Below are 18,726 nucleotides of genomic sequence, written 5' to 3'. Positions count from 1 at the left end.
ACCCGGTGTTCCGGACCGGGTGTTCCACCGGGCCGGGCAGTGATCGAACTCCAGTGATCGGACCCCAGTGATCGGACTCCAGCGATCGGACTCCAGCGATCGAGGTCTCACCCGCGCGGCGACGCCCGGCCCGGAGCACGGGCGACCATCACGGCGACCAGGGCGAGGGACAACAGAAAGGCCGCCGAGGTCGCGGTGCCGCCCAGGAACGGATCGGTGAAGCCGATCTGGGCGTACAGGGACAGCCCGGCCGCCGCACCGACGACCGCTGCCGCCCCGCCGAGGAGGGCGATGTGGCCGCGGGCGGCCACCAGCACCAGTACGCCGACCACCACCAGCGCCAGGCCGCCGACGAGGTTGTACGTGCCGAGGCTGACCGACGGATCGGAGGACCCCAGGGCATAGCCGCGCGCGTCGAGGGGGTCGTCCCCGGCCGTGCCCACCACGACGACGGCGCCGGCGACCACCGCGACCGCGCCCCACACCAGGCCGAGGTTCCGGGCGGAGCCCACGCCGGAGCGCACCGCGTCGACGGCGAGGACCCGCCCGGCCGAGGAGAACAGGATCACCAGATGGCCCCCGATCATCAGCCAGTAGGACCACGCCCATTCGTGCGGACCGTAGGCGACCGAGAGGCCGATGGCCAGGGACTGGGCCACCCCGAGGAGCGCGGCCGCCCGCACCCAGGCGCCCGTCAGCAGCAGCACCGCGAGGGCGGTCTCGGCGATCAGCACCCCCCAGCCGAAGACCTCGATACTGGGCAGTACGGCGTGCTCCACGACCCAGCTGTACGGCGGAAACACCGGGTCGCTCACGGCGAAGGCCGTGAACTTGTAGAGCCCGCTCCCGGAGTCCTCCCCGAAGTCCGGGGGGCGCTTCCACGCCACGTTGTAGAGCCACATGAGCCCGAGCAGGACGCGGAAGAAGGCCGCGGCGACGGCCTGTTCGCGACGGACGACGTCGGTCGCGGGTGCGAAAAGCCAGCGGACGAACGTGGTCGCCCCTGAAGCCGTGGCTCTCACTCTCGCCTCCTTCATCCCGTTCCCGGGTTCTTTCTCAGGCACAGCGGAAGACCTCACGTCCCGACCGGGCAGCGGCGTCCTGGACGGCGAGCGTGTCCCGTACGACGCCGAAGACCTCGGCCAACGGCAGCGGGGCGTCGGCGATCCGCAGATGCGGGTCGGTGACCGCCACCGGGTGCCACCAGGCGCCGTCCGCGGTGAGGGTCGGTTCCGGCTCCAGACTGTCGAGAGAGACGTGCACACCCCTGTCGGCGAAGCCCTCCCGGGCCACCGGCCGAATGACCCGGTCCGGCAGGGCGATCCCGGCTTCGTCGAGGCGCCGGTGCAGCGCGTCGACACCCTTCGGGTCCTCGTCGTACAGCGTGGCGGCCACCCGCACCCGGAACCCGAGCGAACGCGCCAGTGTGATGCCGTCGAACGCCCGCGACCACGACCCCGCACCGCGTTGCCGGTCGTGCAGATCGGGTGTCGCCGAGTCGAGACTGATCTGGAGCACCACGTCGCGATCCAGATTCTCCAGGGTCGTCCGGCGGGTGCCCCTCGCGAAGATCATCGCGTTGGTCAGTACGGTGCGCTCCAGACCGGCCGCCGCCGCGACCAGGGCACCGAGCTCCGGGTGCATGAAGGGCTCGCCGCCGGTGAAGAACACCTCGCGACCGCCCTGGGCCACGAACTCGTCGAACACCGCGGTGGCGAGGGCCGGTTCGAAGCGCCGGGCCGCCGCTTTCGGGGAGGACTCGGCGCAGCAGTATGCGCAGGCGAGGTTGCAGTCGAAGTTGGTGTAGATCCACAGCCGACGGCCCACCGGTGTCCGCTCGCCCTGGGTGAAGACCGTGACCGCCTGGGCGCCCCTGCCCGCCTTGCTCACGGCGAACCACCACGGGCCTTCGGCCGACTCGGCGATCTCGGTGACGACGTCGTGCCCGACCAGGTCCGCCCAGGCGGACAGATCGGTGACGACGCTTGCCTCCGCGCTGCGCACCCCGAGCAGCTGCCCGGGTTCGAGCCGCCTCATCGCGCGGGTGATCAGCAGCAGCAGACCGCTGCCGCAGTCCATGTCGCCGCCGTCGACCAGGGCCTCGACCTCCACTTCGCCGAGGAGATTCGGCGCCCGACCAGAATCGGTATCTGTCCGTTCGACCATGGCGTCACCGTGCCACGGCCGGGCACGGCATGGACCGGACCGGGTCCTTACGGAACCATGACGGCGTGTCGCCGTACGACCGAGGCGCACTCGCCAGGACTACCGTCAGAACCATGAGCGACCACGCCACACAGCACCCCGACGACGCAGCGGGCCGGACGGCGTTCTGGGAAGGCGTCCATCACAGTAAGGACGTCGACGGGGTCTCCTGGTGGCAGTCGGTCCCGGGGCTCTCACTGAGCCTGGTCGACAAGGCCGGGCTCGGCCTCGACGAGCCGGTCATCGACGTGGGTGCCGGCTGGTCGACGCTGGTGGACCACCTGGTCGAACGCGGCTACCGAGACCTGTCGGCGGTCGACCTGTCACTCACCGCCCTGCGGACCGTCCGCGACCGGCTCGGTCCGGCGGGCGCGGACGTCGTCCTCACCGTGGCCGACGTTCTCGACCTGCGCATGGGGCGGACCTACGCACTGTGGCACGACCGGGCCGTCTACCACTTCCTCACCGAGCCCGAGGAACGCGCCGACTACCTCGCCTCGTTGGAGCGCTCTCTGCGACCGGGCGGCTGGCTCGTCGTCGCGACGTTCGGCCCGGACGGCCCGACCACGTGCAGCGGTCTCCCGATCGTCCGCTACACCCACGCCGAACTCGCCGGCCAGTTTCCCGGCTTCCAGCTCGTCGACACCGCCGGCGAAGACCACCTCACCCCGTGGGGCACCTCCCAGCAGTTCACCGCGGTACTGATGCGACGCCTCTGAGCTGCTTCCGCGCGCCTGACCCGAGGAAGGAGGGCCGGGGCTCTGTCCGGGCGGGCCCGCAGGACCATCGGTGCCGTCACAGCAAGGATCTTCGTCCCACCGTTGCCCCTCGCGGTCGCCGTCGTTGGTACGTACGGGGGACGTTCCGGCCGCGTTCATCCCCCTGCCGCCTCCCACCGGGCGGCCGAGCAACTCGCCTCTGGACTGCGGGAGGACCGACAGACGTGGCTGTGACCGAGTCTGCGCCCGAGGTGGCGCCCGCGATGCACGAGGCCGTGGGAGCGCCCGCGCCGTACGAGACCGGTGCGCGCACCGGGCACGTGAACGCGGGGGCGCGCGCGGCGCACGAGGGGATCCTGCGGAGGCAGTCGGCGCGTGAGTCCGCGGCGCGCACGTACGCGCGCGCCCTCCCGATCGTTCCCGTGCGGGCACGCGGGCTGACGATCGAGGGCGCCGACGGGAGCCGCTACCTCGACTGTCTGTCGGGCGCGGGGACGCTGGCCCTCGGCCACAACCACCCGGTCGTCCTGGAAGCCATCAGAAAGGTCCTCGACTCGGGGGCGCCGCTGCACGTCCTCGACCTGGCCACACCGGTCAAGGACGCCTTCACCACAGAGCTGTTCCGCACGCTGCCGCCCGGCCTCGCCGACCGTGCGCGCGTGCAGTTCTGCGGGCCCGCCGGCACGGACGCCGTCGAGGCGGCGCTGAAACTGGTGCGCGCCGCGACCGGCCGCAGCGGGATTCTCGCCTTCGCCGGCGCCTACCACGGGATGACCGCGGGGGCGCTCGCGGCATCCGGGGGCGCGTCCGACGTACGCGTCGCGCGCCTGCCCTATCCGCAGGACTACCGCTGTCCGTTCGGCATCGGCGGCGAGCGCGGGGCCGAACTCGCCGCGCGCTGGACCGAGTCCATCCTCGACGACACCAAGTCCGGGGTGCCGAGCCCCGCCGGAATGATCCTGGAACCGGTACAGGGCGAGGGCGGAGTGATTCCGGCACGCGACGACTGGATGCGCCGGATGCGGGAGATCACCTCGGCGCGCTCGATCCCGCTGATCGCCGACGAGGTGCAGACGGGGGTCGGCCGGACCGGCACCTTCTGGGCGGTCGAGCACAGCGGCATCACCCCGGACGTGATGGTCCTCTCCAAGGCCATCGGCGGCAGCCTGCCGCTGGCCGTCGTCGTCTACCGCGACGGCCTCGACGTGTGGGAACCGGGCGCCCACGCGGGCACGTTCCGCGGCAACCAACTCGCCATGGCAGCGGGTGCCGCGACTCTCGCGTACGTCCGCGAGAACGATCTCGCCGAGCGCGCCGCCACTCTGGGCGCCCGCCTGATCGCCCAACTCCAGGGTCTGAGCACGGACTTCGCCTCCATCGGCGACGTACGCGGCCGGGGGCTGATGATCGGCGTCGAATTCGTGGACCCCGAAAAGCCGCCGGCGTCTCCTGGGGGACCACCTCCCGCCGCCCCCGAAGTGGCGGCAGCCGTCCAGCGGGAGTGTCTGCGCCGCGGCCTGATCGTGGAACTCGGCGGCCGGCACTCCAGCGTGGTGCGCCTGCTTCCACCACTCACGATCAGCGACGAGCAGGCGAGCGCGGTGCTCGACCGGCTGGCGGACGCGGTGGCGGCGGTCGCGAAAGCGTCCACCGGCACGGCAGACAAGGACACCCGGCGGACAGCGACCGAGAACACCGAACGGGCCGAGCACTCCGGATAGGCGGCCGACCCGGTGGACGGTTCGACCCGGAGCCCTGGAGGTGCTGTCGCTCGGTGACACACCGCAGGGCAGTACCGGAAAGGCAGCCTCCTCCCTGACCACCCAGAGACCGGAAGACGACGCACCCCCACCCGAATCAACCACGAAACGCACAGGTCCAACGCACCCCCGAACAGCCCCGGTTCGTCGCCGCACGAGCCTGAACCACCCCACAAGGAACCCTCTTTGAACGCTACCCCCGCATCCGACGGCCGCCCCCACACCCACGAGCGAGGAGCCCGCGGCACGCAGGCCCCGCTCGGGCCGGGGGCCGACTCGGTCCCCAGGCAGAAGGGAGGGCCCCGGGAGTCCGAACGGCTGCGCGGCGCCACCACCGACCTGCTGGAACACCCCGATCCCTACACCGCGGCCCAGGCCGCGGCCATCGAGAACCTGCTGCGCTGCTGGGTACGCGAGCACGATCTCCCCGCGCCCGACGACGGCACGCTGCGCATCCCCCTGCCCGCCAGCGGCACAGCCCTCGTCGTCCCGGTCCACTACTGGTCCCCCACGGGATGGCACCGCTTCGGCCCTCCTTACCTCTCCGACGCGCCTGACCAGGCGCCTCCCACGGACGCGGCCACACTGGCGGCCCTCCTGAGCCGAGAGACACCTACGGGTGCGGCTCCCGCCGAGCCACTCGCCTCCGCCGAGACGAACGCCTCCGCCAAGCCATGTGCCCCCGCCGAGCCAGCCGCCTCCGCCCAGCCGGACGCGTCTGCCGAGCCGATCACCTCCGCCGAGCCAGCCGCCTCCGCCCAGCCGGACGCGGCTGCCGAGCGACAAGCCTCGGCCGACGACGGCGACCTGGTCGGCCGAGTCGCCGACTCCGTCCGGCGGACCGTCGTCTTCATCACGGACCGCAGGGAGAACGCCGCCGACGGCCCCGACCTCTTCCTCTCCGCCGAGCAGGCGCTGCTGCTCGGGCACCCGCTGCACCCCGCCCCGAAGAGCCGCGAGGGACTCTCCGAGGCCGAAACCCGGCTCTACTCGCCGGAGTTGCGCGGCTCCTTCCCGCTGCACTGGATGGCAGTCGCCCCCTCCGTACTCGCCACCGACTCGGCCTGGACCGAGCGAGGCCGCCTCGTACCCGCGGAACAGCTCACCCCCCGTCTCGCCGGTGCCGGACTGCACCTGCCCGACGGGTACGCCGCGCTGCCGATGCACCCCTGGCAGGTCCGCGAGGTCCGCCACCGCCCGGAAACGGCGAAACTTCTGGACGCCGGACTGCTGAGGGACCTCGGTCCTCACGGCTCCCCGTGGCACCCCACCTCCTCCGTACGCACCCTCTATCGCTCCGGTGCCCCCGCGATGCTGAAGCTGTCACTGGGCCTGCGCATCACCAACTCCCGTCGGGAGAACCTCCGCAAGGAACTCCACCGCGGCGTCGAGGTCCACCGTCTCCTGCGCGGCGGCCTCGCCGAACAGTGGCACGCGGCCCACCCGGGCTTCGACATCGTCCGCGACCCGGCCTGGCTCGCGGTGAACGACCCGGACGGCAACGCCGTACCCGGCGTCGACGTGATGATCCGCCACAACCCGTTCGCGTCGACGGACGACGTCTCCTGCATCGCCGGACTCGTCTCACCCAAGCCCCAGGTTCTGCCCACCGGACAGCGGCACACCGGGGAGCAGCAGCCCGGGCAGAGCAGGCCCACGACGCGTTCCCGGCTCACCGAGATCGTCACCCGCCTCGCCGGACGCACGGGCCGACCGCGCGGCGCCGTCGCCACCGAGTGGTTCCTGCGCTACCTGGAGCAGGTCGTCCGCCCCGTGCTCTGGCTGGACAGTGAGGCCGGCATCGCTCTGGAGGCCCACCAGCAGAACACCCTGCTCCTGCTGGACCCGGAAGGCTGGCCGACGGGCGGTCGCTACCGCGACAACCAGGGCTACTACTTCCGCGAGTCCCGGCGCGCGGACCTGGACAAACGACTCCCCGGCATCGGCGGACGCAGCGACACATTCGTCTCCGACGAGGTCACCGACGAACGCTTCGCCTACTACCTCGCCATCAACAACGTGCTCGGCCTCATCGGCGCCTTCGGCTCACAACGCCTCGCCGACGAACGGCTGTTGCTCGCCGCCTTCCGCCGCTTCCTCACCGATGTCGCCTCCGGACCCGCCCGGCTTCGTACCTCCCTGCCCGCCTGCCTGCTCGACTCACCCGTCCTGCGTTGCAAGGCCAACCTGCTGACCCGGCTGCACGGCCTCGACGAACTCGTCGGCCCGGTCGACACGCAGTCCGTCTACGTCACCATCGCCAACCCCCTTCATTCCTGAGGAACATGATCCGCCCCGTCTCCTGAGAGGAGCGTCGCCGTGCCTCCCACCGATGCGAGCACCGACGCCGGTACCGCCCCCTTCACCGCCGTCGGCAGCGACCCGGGCCCCCGTGCGGACAGCGAGGACACCCTCGATCTGCGCCTGCCCGACGAATTCCTCGCACTCTTCGCCGAGAAGGCCGAGGCCGAGGATGCCGAAGCAGCCGGGGGAGCCACGGAACCGGGCGGGGAGACGGGCGCGGCGCGGGACATGGAGTGGCCCGCCCCCGTCACCCAGGCCGGTGACCACCTCCTCGACCGCGTCGGCGACTGGGGGCCGACCGCCACTTCCGTGGGCGTCTTCCACCTCGTCCCCGTACGCATCGACCGTGATCTCCCGCTCATCAGCCGCTGGATGAACGACCCTGCCGTGGCTGCCTTCTGGGAGCTCTCCGGTCCCGACACGGCGACCGAGCACCACCTGCGCGCCCAGCTCGCCGGCGACGGGCGCAGTGTCCCCTGCCTCGGCGTACTGGACGGCACGCCGATGAGCTACTGGGAGATCTACCGCGCGGACCTCGACCCCCTGGCCCGCCACTACCCGTCCCGCCTCCACGACACCGGAATCCACCTCCTCATCGGCGGTGTCGCCAACCGCGGGCGCGGACTTGGCACGACCCTGCTCAGAGCTGTGTCCGACCTGGTCCTCGACCGGCGCCCCTCATGCGCACGCGTCATCGCGGAGCCCGACCTTCGCAACACCCCCTCCGTGTCCGCCTTTCTCAGCGCCGGCTTCCGGTACTCCGCCGAGGTCGATCTGCCCGACAAGCGGGCAGCCCTCATGGTCAGAGACCGGGCCCTGCGCGATCTGTTGTAGCGCCGTCACTTTTAGTACACCGCTCGTCCCGATCAGGTTCCCAGCCGAGGAGTCCCCGTGCCGAACCCGCCCGCCGCCCCGACTCCAGGCGAGCCGTCATGGCTCTACGACCCGCCTGAACTGAGCCCGGAGCGCTGGGAAAGAGCGGGGCGCCGACTGCTCGCCAAGATGATCGGGGAGTTCGCGCACGAGGAGATCCTGGTACCGGAACCGGATGTGAACCGCGTCAGCTGCACGGCAGCAGCCTCCGCTCCTGCTGGGGCCACGGCACCGGTCGGCGCCTCAACCCCTAGAGGAGACGATTCGCCACCTGGCGCAGACGTCCAAGATTCTTCGACCTCGCTCCCTACCCCTGGCCGACAGGCCTTGCCCCCGACCGCCCCGAACGAAGCAGACCCAGCCGGCGAGCGCCCCTACACGCTCCGCCTCGACGCCGGAGGCATCCTCTCTTTCCGCGCCCGCCGTGGCGCGTACGAGAGTTGGCAGGTCGATCCGTCGTCACTCACCTTGACTGAAGCCACCCAAGCCACCCAAGCCACCCAAGGCACCGAAGCCACCAAAGTCGCTGAAGCTACTAAAGCCACCGAAGTCGCCGAAGCCACTGAGGTCACGAAAGTGACCAAAGCAATCAAAGAGACCAACGCAACCAAAGTCGCAGAAGGTGCCAGCGAAACCGGCGGCCTCGACGGCACCTCAGGAAATCAATCTCCCCGCCCTTACACCGACCCCCTCGACTTGCTCACCCGCGCCCGCGCCACCCTGGGCCTGGACGGCTCCACCCTCGGCCACGTCATCCGCGAACTGACCACCACCCTCGCCGCGGACGCCCGCCTCGATCACACGGCACTCCCCGCCGCCCGCCTCGCTGATCTCAGCTATGCCGAGCTGGAAGGCCACCAGACGGGCCACCCCTGGATCGTCCTCAACAAAGGCCGCCTCGGCTTCTCGGCGACGGACGCTGCCCACTGGGCACCCGAGGGCCGCAGAGTGACAGCCCTGCCATGGATCGCAGTGCACACCTCACTCGCCACCTATCGAGGCGTCGCGGGCCTGGAGACCGCCGACCAGCTGTACGCGCGCGAGCTGAGCCCCACCACCAGGGAGTCCTACGACACGGCACTACGCGCGCGTGGGCTCGCTCCGGAGTCGTACCTCTACCTGCCCGTGCACCCCTGGCAGTGGAACGACGTCGTGCTGCCGCTCTTCGCGCCCTCCGTCGCCGCGGGCGCCATCGTCCCCATGCCCCCGGACGGCGATCTGCGCCTTCCCCAGCAGTCGATCCGCACCTTCCTCAACACCTCACGACCGGACCGGCACACCGTCAAACTGCCGCTGTCCGTCCTCAACACCCTGGTGTGGCGCGGCCTCCCGACGGAACGCACGCTCGCGGCTCCCGCCGTCACCACCTGGATGCACGGCCTGCGCGACGCCGACCCGTTCCTGCGCGACACCTGCCAGGTCGTCCTGCTCGGCGAGGTCGCTTCGGTGACGGTCGGGCACCCCGTGTACGACGCGCTGCCGGAAGTCCCGTACCAGTACAAGGAGTTGCTCGGCGCGATCTGGCGCGAGCCGCTGTCCCGCCATCTCGTATCCGGCGAACGCGCCCGTACCCTGGCGGCTCTCCTGCACATCGACCCGGCCGGCCGTGCCTTCACGGCGGAGCTCGTGGAGCGCTCGGGTCTGGCTCCGCGGACCTGGCTGCGCCGTCTCTTCGCCGCGTTGCTGCCGCCCCTGCTGCACTTCCTCTATCGCTACGGCACTGTGTTCAGCCCACATGGCGAGAACGCGATCGTTGTCTTCGACGACCACGACGTACCCGCCCGTCTCGCGGTGAAGGACTTCGTGGACGACGTGAACGTCAGCTCCGAGCCGCTTCCCGAACACGCCTCCATGCCGGACGACGTGCGGGCCGTTCTGCTCACGGAACCGGCCGCGTTCCTCACCCAGTTCATCCACTCCGGGCTCTTCGTCGGTGTCTTCCGTTATCTGGCCCCGCTGTGCGAGGAGCAACTGGGTGTTCCCGAGGCCGAGTTCTGGTCGCTCGTCCGGGCGGAAATCCTCCGCCACCAGAAGCGGTTCCCGGAGCTCAAGGAGCGTTACGAAACGTTCGACCTGCTCACTCCCCGTATCGAGCGGCTGTGCCTCAACCGCAACCGACTGCACCTGGACGGCTACCGCGACCGCCCCCAGCGCCCGCACGCCGCCGTGCACGGCACCGTCCCGAACCCACTGCACCAGTCTTGATCGCCGCCCGCAGCACCGCCCGCATCGCCACCTGTATCACCGCCCGTGCACACGTCTTGATCGCGTCCCTCGCTCCGGCCTTGATCGCACGGTTGTCAGTGCCGAGCCGTAGGGTGGTCTGGCTATGACAGAGCCCTCACTCCCTGAACTCCTGCATGCCGCCGTCACAGCCGTCGGCGGTACGGAGCGCCCTGGCCAGGTGACCATGGCCGAAGCCGTCGCGCAGGTCATCGACGACGGCTCCCATCTGCTGGTCCAGGCGGGCACCGGCACCGGAAAGTCGCTCGGTTACCTGGTGCCCGCGCTCGCGCACGGGGAGCGGGTAGTCGTGGCGACGGCGACCCTGGCGCTCCAGCGGCAGCTCGTGGAGCGGGATCTGCCGCGCACGGTGGACGCGCTGCATCCGCTGCTGCGCCGCCGCCCCGAGTTCGCGATGCTCAAGGGCCGGTCGAACTACATGTGCCTGCACCGCCTCAATGAAGGCATGCCGCAGGACGAGGAGGAGGGCCTCTTCGACCAGTTCGAGGCGGCCGCGCCCACCAGCAAGCTGGGCCAGGACCTGCTGCGGTTGCGCGACTGGGCGGACGAGACCGAGACCGGCGATCGCGACGATCTCACCCCCGGTGTCTCGGACCGGGCCTGGTCACAGATCTCGGTGTCTTCCAGGGAGTGCCTGGGTGCCTCGAAATGCGCCTACGGAGCGGAGTGCTTCGCCGAGATGGCCCGTGAGCGCGCCAAACTCGCCGAGGTCGTCGTCACGAACCACGCCCTCCTCGCGATCGACGCCATCGAGGGCGCCCCGGTCCTCCCGCAGCACGAGGTGCTGATCGTGGACGAGGCGCACGAGCTGGTCTCCCGCGTCACCGGAGTCGCGACGGGCGAGCTCACGCCGGGCCAGGTCAACCGCGCCGTGCGCCGCGTCTCGAAGCTGGTCAACGAGAAGGCGGCCGACCAGCTCCAGACGGCCGCCGAGGGCTTCGAGCGACTGATGGAGCTCGCCCTGCCCGGCCGCCTGGAGGAGATCCCGGAGGACCTCGGGTACGCGCTGATGGCCCTGCGCGACGCCGCCCGCACGGTGATCTCGGCGATCGGCGCGACCCGCGACAAATCCGTCGGCGACGAGGACGCGGTCCGCAAGCAGGCCCTCGCCTCCGTGGAGACGGTCCACGACGTGGCGGAGCGAATCACGAACGGCTCCGAGTGGGACGTCGTCTGGTACGAGCGGCACGACCGATTCGGCGCTTCCTTGCGGGTCGCCCCGATGTCCGTCTCGGGCCTGCTGCGCGAGAAGCTCTTCGCGGACCGCTCCGTCGTCCTGGCCTCGGCCACGCTCAAGCTCGGCGGCGACTTCAACGGCGTGGGGGCCTCGCTGGGTCTGGCCCCGGAGGGCACCGAGGGGGAGGACGTCCCGCCCTGGAAGGGCATCGACGTCGGCTCGCCCTTCGACTACGGCAAGCAGGGCATCCTGTACGTCGCGAAGCACCTGGCACGGCCCGCGCGCGACAGCGACCGCGGAGACATGCTGGACGAGCTCACCGAGCTGATCCAGGCGGCCGGCGGCCGCACGCTCGGCCTCTTCTCCTCGATGCGCGCCGCCCAGCTCGCCGCGGAGGAACTGCGCTCCCGTATCCCGGAGTTCCCCATCCTGCTTCAGGGCGAGGAGACACTCGGCGAGCTGATCAAGAACTTCGCGGCCGACCCGAAGACCTGTCTCTTCGGCACGCTCTCGCTCTGGCAGGGCGTGGACGTACCGGGGGCCAGCTGCCAGCTGGTCGTCATGGACAAGATCCCCTTCCCACGCCCCGACGATCCGCTGATGAGCGCCCGCCAGAAAGCGGTCGAGGACGCCGGGGGCAACGGCTTCATGGCCGTCGCGGCCACCCACGCGGCCCTGCTGATGGCCCAGGGCGCCGGCCGCCTCGTACGGGCGATGGGGGACCGCGGTGTGGTCGCCGTACTGGACCAGAGGCTCGCCACGGCCCGCTATGGCAGCTATCTGAAGGCGTCACTGCCCGACTTCTGGTACACGACGGACCGTAATCAGGTGCGGCGGTCGCTGGCCGCGATCGACGAGGCGGCAAAGAAGGCGGAGAGCGCAGAGGTAGCAGAAGGCGCGTAGACGTCAGTGGGCTGCCCCCCGGCTCAGGCCGGGGGGCAGCCCACTGACGTGCGCAATCGTGGACAGCACAGGGCCCCGGAACCGGCGCAGGGGTCCCGGGGCCCGGTCAGGGGCGGAGACTCAGATCCGCCGCAGTACCGCCACGACCTTGCCGAGGATGGTCGCCTCGTCGCCGGGAATCGGCTGGTACGCGGAGTTGTGCGGGAGCAGCCATACATGGCCGTCCTCGCGCTTGAAGCGCTTGACGGTGGCCTCGCCGTCCAGCATGGCCGCCACGATGTCGCCGTTCTCCGCGACCGGCTGGCGGCGGACCGTCACCCAGTCCCCGTCGCAGATCGCGGCCTCGATCATCGAGTCGCCGACGACCTTCAGGACGAACAGCTCGCCGTCGCCGACCAGCTGCCGGGGCAGCGGGAAGACGTCCTCGACCGACTCCTCGGCAAGGATCGGGCCACCGGCGGCGATCCGGCCGACCAGCGGGACGTACGACGCGGCCGGCTTGCCCGCGGTGTCGGTGGGCTGCGCGGTGGACTGGTCGGATCCCCGGACCTCGTAGGCCCGCGGGCGGTGCGGGTCGCGGCGCAGGAACCCCTTGCGCTCCAGTGCCATCAGCTGGTGTGCCACCGAGGAGGTGCTGGAGAGGCCCACGGCCTGTCCGATCTCCCGCATGGACGGCGGGTATCCGCGCCGCTGCACGGAGTCCCTGATGACCTCGATGACCCGGCGCTGCCGGTCGGTGAGTCCGGAACTGTCCGCCCGGATGCCTGGAGGTCGGCCCGGCAGGGAGCGTGTGGGCTTGGGCCCCTCCTGGTTCACTTCATTCATGGCATGCACCGGCTCAAATCGGCCCTGGGAGCGGTCCTGGGCAGTGATGGTGGCACTGTCTGCGGTGGTGGTCACGTCGGCCCCTCTCGTTCGTCTCCCTGCTGGACAACGGTAGTTGCTTTCGAAAGGTTGCGCCAAACACACGTTCGAGTGAAAAATCGCGGATAGCCTGACGTGATCATGTGTCTGGGTGTATGGCTAACGCTGCTCCGGGCGGACAAAAGCGCTCATTGCTGTACTCTCCACCGCCGGGGCCATGGCCTTGTGGGCCGGAGCGGGCGCGAGGGCCAGTCTGCCACCAGGTGTCCCGTCGGCCGGGTACCGGCCCCCTTGTCCGTGGCGCCCACCGTATCCCCGTACACCCCTTCGCCGGTATGGCCATGCGGCACATGCCAATACGGGAGCGACACGCGCGCGACGTGTGAATTTATGGGCCAAGCACCACATCTAGTGGTTGGATTGCAGTAGCAGCCCAGAAGTTGTGGTGCCCCGGTCCTCCGGACCCATGGTCATCGCCTATGCTTGGGGCTGCTTCGAGGGGCCCAAGGGGCCTGTCGAGGCTATTGAGTCGTGCTGTGAAGGAGGGTTGGAGTTCGATGCACTGCCCCTTCTGCAGGCACCCCGACAGCCGCGTCGTCGACAGCCGTACGACGGACGACGGTACGTCGATCCGCAGGCGCCGCCAGTGTCCCGACTGCTCCCGTCGTTTCACGACGGTGGAGACGTGCTCGCTGATGGTGGTCAAGCGGTCCGGAGTCACCGAGCCCTTCAGTCGTACCAAGGTCATCAACGGCGTGCGCAAGGCGTGCCAGGGACGACCTGTCACCGAGGACGCACTCGCCCAGCTCGGCCAGCGGGTCGAGGAGGCGGTGCGGGCCACCGGAAGCGCCGAACTGACCACCCACGACGTGGGGCTGGCCATACTCGGCCCGTTGCAGGAGCTCGACCTCGTCGCCTATCTGCGGTTCGCGTCCGTGTACCGGGCGTTCGACTCGCTGGAGGATTTCGAGGCCGCCATCACGGAACTCAGGGAAGAACAGCGCCCCGCCGCGGACGACGATGACGCGGGCGAGGGGCGCCAGGGAACGGATCGCGGGTCCGGGGGGACTGTCGAAGTCCCCGTGCCCGCCAGCGCCGCCGACTGACGAGGGGGGCCGGACCGGCCCGGCCGTTCGGCGGCGACCACAGACCTGGTGTGGGCGGCCGCGCAGGCGGAGCTCGCAACATTCAGACACACACCGTGCCACGGGAAGAACGAGGCACTTCAGGGCGTTTTAGCCCGATACAGGGAGGCGGCATGACAGAGACGGCGAGCGGCCCGGCACGAGGTTCCCGAGCGAAGGGCACCAAGGCCAACAAGGGGCTGCGCATCGAGCGCATCCACACCACCCCGGGCGTGCACCCGTACGACGAGGTGGCCTGGGAGCGCCGTGACGTCGTCATGACCAACTGGCGCGACGGCTCGGTCAACTTCGAGCAGCGTGGCGTCGAGTTCCCCGACTTCTGGTCGGTGAACGCGGTCAACATCGTCACCAGCAAGTACTTCCGCGGTGCCGTGAGCACCCCGCAGCGCGAGGTGAGCCTCAAGCAGCTCATCGACCGCATCGTGAAGACGTATCGGAAGGCCGGCGAGGACAACAAGTACTTCGCCTCGCCCGCCGACGCCGAGATCTTCGAGCACGAGCTGGCGTACGCCCTCCTGCACCAGATCTTCAGCTTCAACTCGCCGGTGTGGTTCAACGTCGGCACCGCGCAGCCCCAGCAGGTGTCCGCCTGCTTCATCCTGGCCGTCGACGACTCCATGGAGTCGATCCTCGACTGGTACAAGGAAGAGGGCATGATCTTCAAGGGCGGCTCCGGCGCCGGCCTGAACCTCTCCCGGATCCGCTCCTCCAAGGAACTGCTCTCCTCCGGCGGCAACGCCTCGGGTCCGGTCTCCTTCATGCGCGGTGCGGATGCCTCTGCAGGAACGATCAAGTCGGGCGGCGCGACGCGCCGCGCCGCCAAGATGGTCATCCTCGACGTCGACCACCCCGACATCGAGGACTTCATCCAGACCAAGGTCAAGGAAGAGGAGAAGATCCGCGCCCTGCGCGACGCGGGCTTCGACATGGACCTGGGCGGCGACGACATCACGTCCGTCCAGTACCAGAACGCCAACAACTCGGTCCGCGTGAACGACGAGTTCATGAAGGCCGTGGAGAACGGCGACAAGTTCGGCCTGCGTGCCCGCATGACCGGCGAGGTCATCGAGGAGGTCGAGGCCAAGGAGCTCTTCCGCAAGATGGCCGAGGCCGCCTGGGCCTGTGCCGACCCCGGCATCCAGTACGACGACACCATCAACCGCTGGCACACGTGCCCGGAGTCCGGCCGCATCAACGGCTCGAACCCGTGCAGCGAGTACATGCACCTGGACAACACGTCCTGCAACCTCGCCTCGCTGAACCTGATGAAGTTCCTGAAGGACGACGGCCTGGGCCACCAGTCCTTCGACGTCGAGCGGTTCTCCAAGGTCGTCGAGCTCGTCATCACCGCGATGGACATCTCCATCTGCTTCGCGGACTTCCCGACGCAGAAGATCGGCGAGAACACCCGCGCCTTCCGCCAGCTGGGCATCGGCTACGCCAACCTCGGCGCCCTCCTGATGGCGACCGGCCACGCGTACGACTCCGACGGCGGCCGCGCCCTCGCCGGATCCATCACCTCGCTGATGACCGGCACTTCGTACAAGCGCTCCGCGGAGCTCGCCGCGGTCGTCGGCCCGTACGACGGCTACGCCCGCAACGCGCAGCCGCACCAGCGCGTCATGAAGCAGCACTCCGACGCCAACGCCGTGGCTGTCCGCATGGACGACCTGGACACGCCGATCTGGGCCGCCGCCACGGAGGCCTGGCAGGACGTGCTCCGCCTCGGCGAGAAGAACGGCTTCCGCAACGCGCAGGCCTCGGTCATCGCCCCGACCGGCACCATCGGTCTCGCGATGTCCTGCGACACCACCGGTCTCGAGCCCGACCTCGCGCTGGTCAAGTTCAAGAAGCTGGTCGGCGGCGGCTCGATGCAGATCGTCAACGGCACCGTCCCGCAGGCCCTGCGCCGCCTGGGCTACCAGGAGGAGCAGATCGAGGCGATCGTCGCCCACATCGCCGACCACGGCAATGTGGTCGACGCCCCCGGCCTCAAGCACGAGCACTACGAGGTCTTCGACTGCGCCATGGGCGAGCGTTCCATCTCCGCGATGGGCCACGTCCGCATGATGGCCGCGATCCAGCCCTGGATCTCCGGCGCGCTCTCCAAGACGGTCAACCTGCCGGAGTCGGCGACCGTCGAGGACGTCGAGGAGGTCTACTTCGAGGCGTGGAAGATGGGCGTCAAGGCGCTCGCGATCTACCGCGACAACTGCAAGGTCGGCCAGCCCCTCTCCGCCAAGAACAAGGGCAACCAGAGCCCCGAGGCCACCGCGGCCGCCGAGAAGGCCGAGGCGACCATCCGCGAGACGGTCGAGAAGGTCGTCGAGTACCGCCCGGTCCGCAAGCGCCTCCCCAAGGGCCGTCCCGGCATCACCACCTCCTTCACCGTCGGTGGCGCCGAGGGCTACATGACCGCCAACTCCTACCCGGACGACGGTCTCGGCGAGGTCTTCCTGAAGATGTCCAAGCAGGGCTCCACCCTCGCGGGCATGATGGACGCCTTCTCGATCGCCGTCTCCGTAGGCCTGCAGTACGGCGTGCCCCTGGAGACGTACGTCTCGAAGTTCACCAACATGCGCTTCGAGCCGGCCGGTATGACGGACGACCCGGACGTGCGGATGGCGCAGTCGATCGTCGACTACATCTTCCGACGCCTGGCGCTCGACTTCCTGCCCTTCGAGACGCGTTCCGCACTCGGCATCCACTCCGCCGAGGAGCGTCAGCGCCACCTGGAGACCGGTTCGTACGAGCCGACCGACGACGAGCTGGACGTCGAGGGCCTGGCCCAGTCGGCGCCCCGCGCGCAGGAACTGAAGGCCGTCGTCACCCCGAAGGCCGAGGTCGAGGCGGCCAAGCCCGCCCCGCAGCAGGCCCACACCAGTGCCGAACTGGTGGAGATGCAGCTGGGCATCCAGGCGGACGCCCCCCTGTGCTTCTCCTGTGGCACGAAGATGCAGCGGGCCGGTTCCTGCTACATCTGCGAGGGCTGCGGCTCGACCAGCGGCTGCAGCTGATTTTGGGCACTGCCCGGGTGTGAATCCTGGTGGTCAGGGCGGTGGAGCCGATTTCTCGGCGCCACCGCCCTTGGCGTGTGTGAGGCCTGGCTGCCTGGCCGGCCCGCCTTGCGCCACCAGCCAGGGCACGCGTCCCTCCGGTGCGCGTGGATCAGGATTCGTGGGCCCTGCCCATGGTCCTGGCGAAGGTCGCCGGGTCCGTGTCGAAGCCGCGGATGCCCGGGTAGAAAGTCCACTCTCCGGATTCGTCGCGTACGAACTCCGCGACCGTTGCGGCCGTCGCCCCGAGGACGCCGCCGAAGTCGTCCTCGGCCAGGACGGTGTAGCCCTCGCGGATCCGCAGGCCGGGGTTGTGCACGCTGACGAAAGTGCGTAGCCCGGTGCGCTGTTGGATGGCGACGCCGACCACCACGCGCGCGTACCGCTTGTCGAGACGGGTCAGCTCCAGGGTCATCACCTCGTCCCAGCCGAAGCCCTTGCCGTCCTTGCTGTCCCGGTTGAGAGTGATGGTGCCGTCCGGGGAGCGGCTGCCGAAGTGCACTACGTAGTCGGGGTTTTCGCGTGTGTCGGTCGCGAGGTAGGTGGCGGCGACGATGTCGAGATCGGTGGGCGGTTCGCCGGCGGGACTGGGATCCCATTTCGCCGAGATCTCGACCTTGCTGATGCCCTTGTTGAGGCCGTTCACCGGTTCTCCCCTCGTGGTCCCCCTGTGTCAGCCGCCTCAACTGCCGGGCAGGTGAGGCATGTTGCCCATCGTGCCACGCGCGCGGGGGCGCTCGTGCGGAGGCAGTACGCCGGAGCGTGACCGACGCCACGTTCCGTGGCCTTACGATGGCGCGGTGCTGGTCAAGTGGATTCGCTGCACCGTGGTGGACCGCCGCGGTTTTGAACGGGGGCAGCGGAAATGGGCGGGACTTCTGGGGGAGCCGGGATTCCGGGGGCAGGGTGGGGGCTGGAGCCGGGGAAGGCCCGGGGTGGCCCACATCTTCGCCTTCTGGGAGAGCCGTGCCTTCTACGACTCCTTCATGGCGCGCTCCCATGACCGGCTCGCCGCTTCCCAGTCGGGCACCTTCAAGGATTCGCAGGTCAAACTCTTCGATCACCGTTTCGATGTGAAGACCGGCTTCGAGCCGCGCTTCACGGACACCGATCTGGTGCGGGTGGCGCACTGTCGCGTTCACCAGGAGCGCGCCGAGCACTTCGCGCTGATGCAGGAGAAGGTCTGGAACCCGGCGATGGCCGGCTCGCCGGGCATGGTGCGGGGCCTGTTCGGCGAGGCGCCCGGCCATGAATTCCTGGTTCTGTCGATGTGGCAGTCGGCCGCCGAGCACGGCAAGTACCGCGCCGAGCGTGTGGAGCGGCTCGCCCTGCGGGCCCAGATCGAGGCGGACGTCGTGGCGCTCGCGGGCGACATCGTCCAGTTGGAACCGGCCTGGACGGTCTGAAACGACCACGATTTATGTGACCTGTGCCTTACGGAGTCCGTACGAGTGCTCGATCGGCCGCGACTCGATC

At 69.8% G+C, this 18,726-nt stretch carries 13 protein-coding genes; 9 read left to right on the top strand and 4 right to left on the bottom strand.

What is annotated here, in order from left to right; genetic code table 11:
- Positions 1–107: 107 nt before the first annotated feature.
- Both GAS53_RS12605 and GAS53_RS12600 read right to left on the bottom strand, forming a co-directional pair.
- On the bottom strand, positions 108–1,022 hold the full coding sequence (locus tag GAS53_RS12605) for an Rv1678 family membrane protein (RefSeq protein ID WP_225858887.1): 915 nt from the start codon (positions 1,020–1,022) through the stop codon (positions 108–110).
- A gap of 34 nt (positions 1,023–1,056) precedes the next feature.
- Positions 1,057–2,166 (bottom strand): radical SAM protein, encoded by a 1,110-nt coding sequence (locus tag GAS53_RS12600; protein WP_151477599.1) that lies wholly within the window; start codon positions 2,164–2,166, stop codon positions 1,057–1,059.
- Positions 2,167–2,279: 113 nt separating this feature from the next.
- On the opposite strand from GAS53_RS12600, the gene GAS53_RS12595 reads away from it, so the two are divergent.
- The 6 genes from GAS53_RS12595 to GAS53_RS12570 all read left to right on the top strand — a co-directional run bounded on the left by GAS53_RS12595 (position 2,280) and on the right by GAS53_RS12570 (position 12,185).
- Complete coding sequence (locus GAS53_RS12595; protein ID WP_151477598.1) at positions 2,280–2,924, top strand: class I SAM-dependent methyltransferase; 645 nt, start codon at positions 2,280–2,282, stop codon at positions 2,922–2,924.
- Positions 2,925–3,148: 224 nt separating this feature from the next.
- Positions 3,149–4,645: a diaminobutyrate--2-oxoglutarate transaminase family protein gene (locus GAS53_RS12590; RefSeq protein WP_225858886.1), complete on the top strand. Its 1,497-nt coding sequence runs from the start codon at positions 3,149–3,151 to the stop codon at positions 4,643–4,645.
- A gap of 225 nt (positions 4,646–4,870) precedes the next feature.
- Positions 4,871–6,964 carry an IucA/IucC family protein gene (locus tag GAS53_RS12585; RefSeq protein ID WP_151477597.1) on the top strand — a complete coding sequence of 698 codons (2,094 nt, stop codon included), beginning with the start codon at positions 4,871–4,873 and terminating at the stop codon, positions 6,962–6,964.
- Positions 6,965–7,003: 39 nt separating this feature from the next.
- Positions 7,004–7,822 (top strand): GNAT family N-acetyltransferase, encoded by an 819-nt coding sequence (locus GAS53_RS12580; protein WP_151477596.1) that lies wholly within the window; start codon positions 7,004–7,006, stop codon positions 7,820–7,822.
- A gap of 366 nt (positions 7,823–8,188) precedes the next feature.
- The gene (locus GAS53_RS12575) at positions 8,189–10,066 is read left to right on the top strand and encodes an IucA/IucC family protein (protein WP_151477595.1); all 1,878 of its coding nucleotides are present in this window, start codon (positions 8,189–8,191) and stop codon (positions 10,064–10,066) included.
- Between the two features lie 124 nt (positions 10,067–10,190).
- Positions 10,191–12,185 (top strand): ATP-dependent DNA helicase, encoded by a 1,995-nt coding sequence (locus tag GAS53_RS12570; RefSeq protein WP_151477594.1) that lies wholly within the window; start codon positions 10,191–10,193, stop codon positions 12,183–12,185.
- A gap of 120 nt (positions 12,186–12,305) precedes the next feature.
- On the opposite strand, the gene lexA is transcribed toward GAS53_RS12570, so the two are convergent.
- Positions 12,306–13,085, bottom strand: coding sequence for a transcriptional repressor LexA (lexA, locus tag GAS53_RS12565; protein WP_055617269.1), 780 nt, complete (start codon positions 13,083–13,085; stop codon positions 12,306–12,308).
- A gap of 521 nt (positions 13,086–13,606) precedes the next feature.
- Between lexA and nrdR the strand changes: the two genes are divergently transcribed.
- Both nrdR and GAS53_RS12555 read left to right on the top strand, forming a co-directional pair.
- Entirely contained in the window at positions 13,607–14,155 is a 549-nt protein-coding gene (gene nrdR / locus GAS53_RS12560) for a transcriptional regulator NrdR (protein WP_151477593.1), read from the top strand.
- Positions 14,156–14,307: 152 nt separating this feature from the next.
- A complete protein-coding gene (locus tag GAS53_RS12555) occupies positions 14,308–17,211 on the top strand; it encodes a vitamin B12-dependent ribonucleotide reductase (protein ID WP_151477592.1) in 2,904 nt (967 codons plus the stop codon).
- Positions 17,212–17,362: 151 nt separating this feature from the next.
- Here GAS53_RS12555 and GAS53_RS12550 read toward each other — a convergent pair whose 3' ends face one another.
- Positions 17,363–17,896 carry a TerD family protein gene (locus GAS53_RS12550; protein WP_151477591.1) on the bottom strand — a complete coding sequence of 178 codons (534 nt, stop codon included), beginning with the start codon at positions 17,894–17,896 and terminating at the stop codon, positions 17,363–17,365.
- A gap of 154 nt (positions 17,897–18,050) precedes the next feature.
- On the opposite strand from GAS53_RS12550, the gene GAS53_RS12545 reads away from it, so the two are divergent.
- A complete protein-coding gene (locus tag GAS53_RS12545; protein WP_151477590.1) occupies positions 18,051–18,656 on the top strand; it encodes a YdbC family protein in 606 nt (201 codons plus the stop codon).
- The last annotated feature ends 70 nt before the right edge of the window (positions 18,657–18,726 follow it).

This window comes from Streptomyces albicerus (genome assembly GCF_008905045.1).
In the GTDB taxonomy this organism is placed as follows: domain Bacteria; phylum Actinomycetota; class Actinomycetes; order Streptomycetales; family Streptomycetaceae; genus Streptomyces; species Streptomyces albicerus.
The sequence above is the reverse complement of the archived record's forward strand: the minus strand, read 5'-3'. Positions and strand labels throughout refer to the sequence as shown.